Source organism: Dyadobacter crusticola DSM 16708, from assembly GCF_000701505.1.
GTDB classification, from domain to species: Bacteria; Bacteroidota; Bacteroidia; order Cytophagales; family Spirosomataceae; genus Dyadobacter; species Dyadobacter crusticola.
The window spans coordinates 298,504-305,090 of record NZ_KL370787.1; the positions used below are offsets into that span (position 1 = coordinate 298,504).

Below are 6,587 nucleotides of genomic sequence, written 5' to 3' on the forward strand. Positions count from 1 at the left end.
AGGCTGCATTTGTTTAGTTTTGCCAAAAATCAAAAACGACACAGTGGCCTGGTATCACAGTTATTTCAAAGGATTACCCCAAATAGCCTGGAAGCTCCACCAGGATGAAGAATATACCGACTTCGAAGTTGATTTTCTCGCCGATGTGCTGGAAATCAAAGAAGGCAACAGGGTACTCGACATCTTATCGGGCTACGGCCGTCACGCTATTCCCCTGACAGAAACAGGCTGCTCCATTACCTGCATTGACATTTCTTCCGAGTATTGCGATGAGCTTACCAAAATAACCCGCAAGAAAAAGCTTCCGATTGACGTGATCTGTGCTGACGTACTGGACTATCAGCCCGAAGAAAATGCATTTGAGGCGGCTTACTGTCTTGGAAACAGTCTGAGCTTTTTCCCGCGTGCAGATATGTTAAAGTTTCTCCGAAAGATTGCCGCTGCGCTAAAATCAGGCGGTCACGTGGCATTGCACACCGAAAATCTGGCTGAAAGCATTTTGCCCAACTTTCAGGTACGCAACTGGATGCCCGTGGGCGATGATATCTTTTATCTCGCCGAAAATGAGTACCGCCCAGACGAAGGCTGCATTGAGGCGCAGCAGACTTTTATTTCCGGTAACGAGAAAGTGACCCACACCGTATTTCAGTATATCTATACCTTGGCTGAAATAACAGCAATGCTGCAAACTGTGGGATTAAAAACGGTAGGTACCTTCGGAGACCTGGAAGCCGACCCATTTACACTCGGTGACGAGCAGCTTTACCTCGTGGCTGTAAAGAACTGATTAGTGCGGCAGTTTCGGTCTTAACAAACCGTAAGTCCAGGTACCTGTGATCGCGCTCAGCAATGTGACGGCTACTGCGAGGTACCCACTTCCTATCTGTGCGAAAAGCGGTCCCGGACAAGCGCCGGTGATCGCCCAGCCAAAGCCGAACATCAAACCGCCGTAAATCTGTCCCTTTTGGAAAACCTTATCCTGTATGTAAATCGCTTCTCCGGATAATGTTTTGATATTGAATTTCTTGATCAAAAAAACAGAGAGCAGCCCTACTGCAACTGCCGAGCCGATCACGCCGTACATGTGAAATGAATCGAGCCGGAACATTTCCTGAATGCGAAACCAGGATATAATCTCCGCTTTGACAAACACAATCCCGAAGAGTAAACCGACAAAGAGATATTTAAGCTTCGCAGTAAAGCCTTCCTGCGACTGCTGCTGGTTTGCACCATCGGTATTGTCAATCTCGATAATTTGCTTTTCTATGTTTTCCATTATCTGACGAGTTCAAGCAAAAAGGGCAGGATCAGGTGTGTGCAGGCAAATCCACCGGCCATAAAGCAGATGGTGGCAACGAGTGAAGGCCATTGTAAGCTGGCCAGTCCCATAATGGAGTGTCCAGAAGTACAGCCGCCTGCATATCTCGTTCCAAACCCAACCAGGAAACCGCCCAGTATCAAAAAGATGAATCCTTTAAGCGAGAAGATATAGTCGATCGAAAATAGATCGGCAGGCATTAATCCTGAAAAATCTGTAATGCCGAGCGACGCTAGTGTTGATTTCGTATCTGCTGAGATAGCGATCGGCTCCGGATTGGAAAGGAGGAATGTTGCGACAAAGCCGCCCAATGCGATACCAGCCACAAAGAAGAGATTCCAGGATTCTTTGCGCCAGTTGTATTTGAAAAAGGATATGTCAGCCGGGATCACCGCCGCACAGATATGCCGCAATGATGAAGAGATACCAAACGATTTATTTCCCAAAAGCAGCAGCGCCGGAACAGTAAGTCCGATCAAAGGCCCCGCCACATACCACGGCCAGGGTTTTCGAATGATTTCAAGAAGGTCTGACATGTTGGAATATGTTTTAAATTCTTGCTCTGAAAATTCTAGTGACTGGCACCTTCCATCACCGGCACATTCGTTTTTGCAACTGCTCCGTAGCCGCCTTCAATATTTACAACATCGTCGATCCCGCGGGATTTGAGAATGGAAGCGGCGATCATGGAACGGTAGCCGCCGGCACAATGGATGTATAGTTTTTGATCCTTTGGAAATTCCTGCATCAGATCATTAATGTAATCAAGCGGCAGGTTTTTGGCGCCTTCTATGTGGCCACTATTGAACTCGTCAGGTTTGCGTACATCTATTATTTCCAGTTCTCCTTTTGCAAAATCACTTTCAAATTCACCCGCAGAAATGGACGCGATCGAATCGACTTCCTTTCCTGCATCTGCCCAGCTCTGGAAACCGCCATTGAGATACCCGATGGTATGATCATACCCTACCCTCGCTAAACGTGTGATCACTTCCTCTTCCTTGCCGGGTTCCGTGATGATCAGCAATTCCTGCTTCAGGTCAGGGATGAGCGCACCAACCCAGGGCGCAAAACTGCCCTGAATACCTATATTAATGGAATTGGGAATAAAGCCTTTCGCAAAATCATCGGCACTTCTGGTATCAAGGATCAATGCGCCGGTGCTATTGGCTGTTGCCTCAAATGTATCGGCAGAAAGCGCCTGGTCGCCGCGTTCGAGTACATCGTCTATACTTTCGTAGCCGTCGCGGTTCATTTTTACATTCTTGGGAAAATATTGCGGCGGCTCTGCAAGACCGGCAGTCACCTCTTTGATGAACTCTTCTTTGGTCATATCAGCCCGCAATGCATAATTGAAGCGTTTCTGATTCCCGAGTGTGTCAGAGGTTTCCTTACTCATATTCTTGCCACAAGCGGAGCCGGCACCGTGCGCCGGGTATACGATCACGTCGTCTGGCAGTGGCATGATCTTCTCGCGCAGACTGTCGAAAAGCATTCCTGCCAGATCATTCATGGTCAGATCGCCTTTTTGAGCCAGATCGGGCCGGCCCACATCTCCTATGAACAAGGTATCTCCGCTAAATAATGCGACCGGTTTCCGGTTTTCATCTAACAGCAGATAACAAGCCGATTCCAAAGTGTGCCCGGGCGTGTGCAGCACCTGAATAGTTACATTACCAAGCTGAAACTCCTCTTTGTCTTCGGCAATATGTGCTTTGAAGCCGGTTTGAGCGCCCGGACCATAGATAATCGGCGCGCCTGTTTTTTCAGACAAATCCAGGTGACCGGATACAAAATCCGCATGAAAATGTGTCTCAAAAACATACCTGATCTTCGCGCCGGTTTGCTCGGCCTTGCGGATGTATGGATTAACCTCTCGTAAAGGATCAATTACAGCAGCTTCGCCATTTGAAACAATAAAATAAGCCCCTTGAGCGAGGCAACCCGTATAGATTTGTTCGATTTTCATGCGGAAAGTAATTGTGTTCTTATGTTTTATTAAACCAACAGCTGTGGCTCTTTGGTTCGTTATGTCATACCTTAACGGCCTTCCACCCTCCCATTCTGAATCGCCAGATACCCAGCAATGCAAGAATGGACTCGGCAATAGGCACGGAAACAAATACACCGATCGGCCCGAAATTAAGTACGATAGCCAATACATAGGCAACCGGAATTTCAATAGCCCAAAAACAGATCAGATTTAATACAGTCGGCGTTTTTGTATCTCCTGCCCCATTGAACGATTGCGCTACCACCATGCCGTAAGCATAAAAACCGTAGCCAAGACAAAGTGCCCGCAAAGCGGTTTTGCCTGTTTCAATCACCTCCGCATTTGTACTGAACCAACCTACGATCGTCTCTGCCCAGATGAACATAAAGAACGACAGGGTCAAGAGGAAAACCAGGTTGTAAAAAGCACATTTCCAGACGGAAGTTTCGGCGCGGTCGGGCTTGCCGGCACCCAGGTTTTGCCCAACCAACGTAGCGGCCGCATTAGCCAGTCCCCAGGCTGGTAACAATGTAAATGTAATCACACGAATTGAAATCGTGTAACCGGCTACCACGTCGCTTCCGAACTCTGAAAGAATGCGCGTAAGAAAAATCCAGCTGGCCGAGCCGATCAGGAACTGGACTGTGCCGCCCGTCGCAATCGTCACGATATTGCTGATTGTCACCGGGTCGGGCCGAAGATCTGCCCACGTCAATCCGAGCATCTTACTGGCTTTGGTAAGCGAAAACAATTGATAGCCAACTCCAATCGAGCGCCCCGTGGCCGTCGCAATTGCCGCGCCTGTAACGCCCAGCTCAGGAAAAGGACCAACTCCAAAGATCAGCAATGGACCAAGCAGCATATTGAAGCAGTTGGCAACAATCAGAGAGCGCATTGCCGTTGCCGCAGACCCGGCACCACGCAGGGCGCCGCTTAAAGAATACAGCAAAACCACAACCGGGCTACTCAGAAACTGGATCCGCGCGAAGTTGGTACCTGTTTCAATCACCTTCTGATCGGCACCCATTAACAACAGAATATCACGCGCAAACCAGGTACCTGCGAATGCAACTACCAGCGAAATAGCGAGTGAAATAATGATCACTTGTCCTACTGCCTGCCGCGCCTGCACCGCATTGCCCTCACCAATTCGCCGGGCGATAGTAGCAGTTGCAGCAGTACTCAGGCCGATCGCCAGTGAATAAACGAGGGTAATCACAGACTCTGTCAAACCCACCGTTGCCACTGCCTCGGTACTTACCTTTGAAACGAAAAAAATATCAACAACAGCGAAAAGCGACTCCATGACCATTTCCAGGATCATGGGTACAGATAGTAAGAATATAGCACGATTGATGCTTCCTTCGGTAAAACTTTCTTCGGAGCCACGGATAGCCTCACGAAGCAGTTGAAACCACTTTTTCATGGATAAAAATTATTGAAATGGAATAAATAGAAGAAGTGAAATCCCGGCGGGACCACTAAAAAGAAAATGTAAATGAGACCAGAATGGTCGGCGGACTAAGCTTGTAGTCCGAGGTTGAAGAGCAGCATCGGCTTTTGAGATTTGCGCAAATATACAAAAGTGCTTTTCGCATTATCAAGCAAAATTGCATTTGTACCATAGAGAATATTAATAAGTCGCAAATGTCTGTGAACTTTTGCCGCTGGCCTGCCGTTGCTTTTTTACCTTCTCCTGTAAAACAGCTGTGTTTATCACTGCAGGATTTAAGAAGGTTTCTAATGGATAAAAAAGTAATACATGATTGATAAAAACAAATTTCACTCAACTGCTGTACAGCCCGAAACTGCGGTGCTGGTGGCAGTAAGTACCCAAAAACAAAACGTGGAGAAGACCAAGGAGTACCTGGATGAGCTTGCTTTTCTGGCTACTACGTTGGGTGTAGAGACTGTTAAAACATTTACCCAGAACCTGGAAAGACCGGATACACGCACTTACACGGGCAAAGGAAAGCTGGAAGAAATACAAACCTTTATCAAGGCTAATCCGGTAGATATGGTCATTTACGACGATGACCTGACCCCTTCGCAGGTGAGAAACCTGGAAGCCGAGTTTACAGATATTAAGGTTATCGACCGGAGCTTGCTGATCCTCGCGATTTTTGCAATGCGCGCGCAAACTGCACAGTCAAAGTTGCAGGTGGAACTGGCCCAGTACCAATATATGTACCCGCGATTGACGCGTTTGTGGACGCACCTTAGCCGCCAGTCAGGTGCTGGTGTAGGTATGCGCGGACCGGGTGAGACGGAATTGGAAACGGATAGAAGGATTGTAAAAGACCGGATCGCATTCTTGAAGGAGAAATTGGAGAAAGTCGATAAACAAAGCGTTACCCGCCGCAAAGAGCGCGACCGGCTGGTGCGTGTTGCAATTGTAGGCTATACCAACGTAGGTAAATCCACATTGATGCGCAGCTTGTCAAAAGCGGACGTATTTGCCGAGAACCGCCTTTTTGCAACAGTCGACTCGACTGTCCGGAAGGTCAATATGGAAAACATTCCATTCCTGCTTACTGATACCGTTGGATTTATCCGAAAGCTGCCTACTACGCTGATCGAGTCATTTAAATCGACATTGGATGAGGTTCGCGAAGCAGATATTCTGATGCACGTAGTGGATATTTCGCACCCTTCTTTTGAAGAGCACCTGGATGTGGTGAACAAAACGCTGGAAGAAATCGGCGCGGCAAACAAACCTTCGATATTGGTTTTCAACAAAATAGACCTTTACAAACCTTCTTTTAACGAGGAAGAGGAAAACGAAGATGAAGGTGTGATGCTGCAGGAAACTGTCCTGGAACAGTTGAAAAAGAGTTATATCTCCGATAAAGCGGAACATGTGGTGTTTATTTCGGCTGAGAAGAAGGAAAATATCGAAGAATTAAGAAATACATTATTCTCACTGGTGAAGGAGAAACACTTTTCTATTTATCCGAACTGGCTGGATTTGGGCTATACTGCGGTACAAACAGAGGAATAATCTTTTGTAATTCAAACGATTTTTTCCGAGGTTTGCAGCCCCAAATGACTGCGTAGTTCAACGGATAGAATAGGAGTTGTCGAATGCGACCCCAGCCTAAACTCTAGATATGGGTCCGGGGTTGCGCTCAACCGATTCCTGTCGCGGTCACCGGGCACAACGACTGCGTAGTTCAACGGATAGAATAGGAGTTTCCTAAACTCTAGATATGGGTTCGATTCCCGTCGCGGTCACCAAAGCCAGGTTTTTAGCCTGGCTTTTTTGTGTTTTAATAA

General features: G+C 47.4%; 6 protein-coding genes and 2 tRNA genes. 4 read left to right on the top strand and 4 right to left on the bottom strand.

Translation table 11 applies throughout. The features are described 5' to 3' along the window. Window positions 1–43: 43 nt before the first annotated feature. The gene (locus Q369_RS0126025) at window positions 44–787 is read left to right on the top strand and encodes a class I SAM-dependent methyltransferase (protein ID WP_031530647.1); all 744 of its coding nucleotides are present in this window, start codon (window positions 44–46) and stop codon (window positions 785–787) included. Here the strand turns inward: Q369_RS0126025 and Q369_RS0126030 are convergent, their stop codons facing one another. From Q369_RS0126030 to Q369_RS0126045, 4 genes are all read right to left on the bottom strand, one after another. Further along, the gene (locus tag Q369_RS0126030; protein WP_031530648.1) at window positions 788–1,276 is read right to left on the bottom strand and encodes a DUF6691 family protein; all 489 of its coding nucleotides are present in this window, start codon (window positions 1,274–1,276) and stop codon (window positions 788–790) included. After that, window positions 1,276–1,854: a YeeE/YedE family protein gene (locus Q369_RS0126035; RefSeq protein WP_031530649.1), complete on the bottom strand. Its 579-nt coding sequence runs from the start codon at window positions 1,852–1,854 to the stop codon at window positions 1,276–1,278. Before Q369_RS0126035 ends, Q369_RS0126030 begins: the two co-directional genes overlap by 1 nt. 35 nt (window positions 1,855–1,889) lie before the next feature. Continuing rightward, window positions 1,890–3,287 carry an MBL fold metallo-hydrolase gene (locus Q369_RS0126040; RefSeq protein WP_031530650.1) on the bottom strand — a complete coding sequence of 466 codons (1,398 nt, stop codon included), beginning with the start codon at window positions 3,285–3,287 and terminating at the stop codon, window positions 1,890–1,892. A 64-nt stretch (window positions 3,288–3,351) separates the two neighbouring features. Further along, window positions 3,352–4,737 carry an MATE family efflux transporter gene (locus Q369_RS0126045; protein ID WP_031530651.1) on the bottom strand — a complete coding sequence of 462 codons (1,386 nt, stop codon included), beginning with the start codon at window positions 4,735–4,737 and terminating at the stop codon, window positions 3,352–3,354. A 336-nt stretch (window positions 4,738–5,073) separates the two neighbouring features. Here Q369_RS0126045 and hflX point away from each other — a divergent pair, with 336 nt between their 5' ends. The 3 genes from hflX to Q369_RS0126055 all read left to right on the top strand — a co-directional run bounded on the left by hflX (window position 5,074) and on the right by Q369_RS0126055 (window position 6,548). Next, a complete protein-coding gene (gene hflX / locus Q369_RS0126050) occupies window positions 5,074–6,312 on the top strand; it encodes a GTPase HflX (RefSeq protein WP_031530652.1) in 1,239 nt (412 codons plus the stop codon). Between the two features lie 46 nt (window positions 6,313–6,358). Continuing rightward, window positions 6,359–6,462, top strand: a tRNA-OTHER gene (locus Q369_RS29190). Between the two features lie 11 nt (window positions 6,463–6,473). Continuing rightward, window positions 6,474–6,548 (top strand) — tRNA-Arg (locus Q369_RS0126055). Window positions 6,549–6,587: the final 39 nt, after the last annotated feature.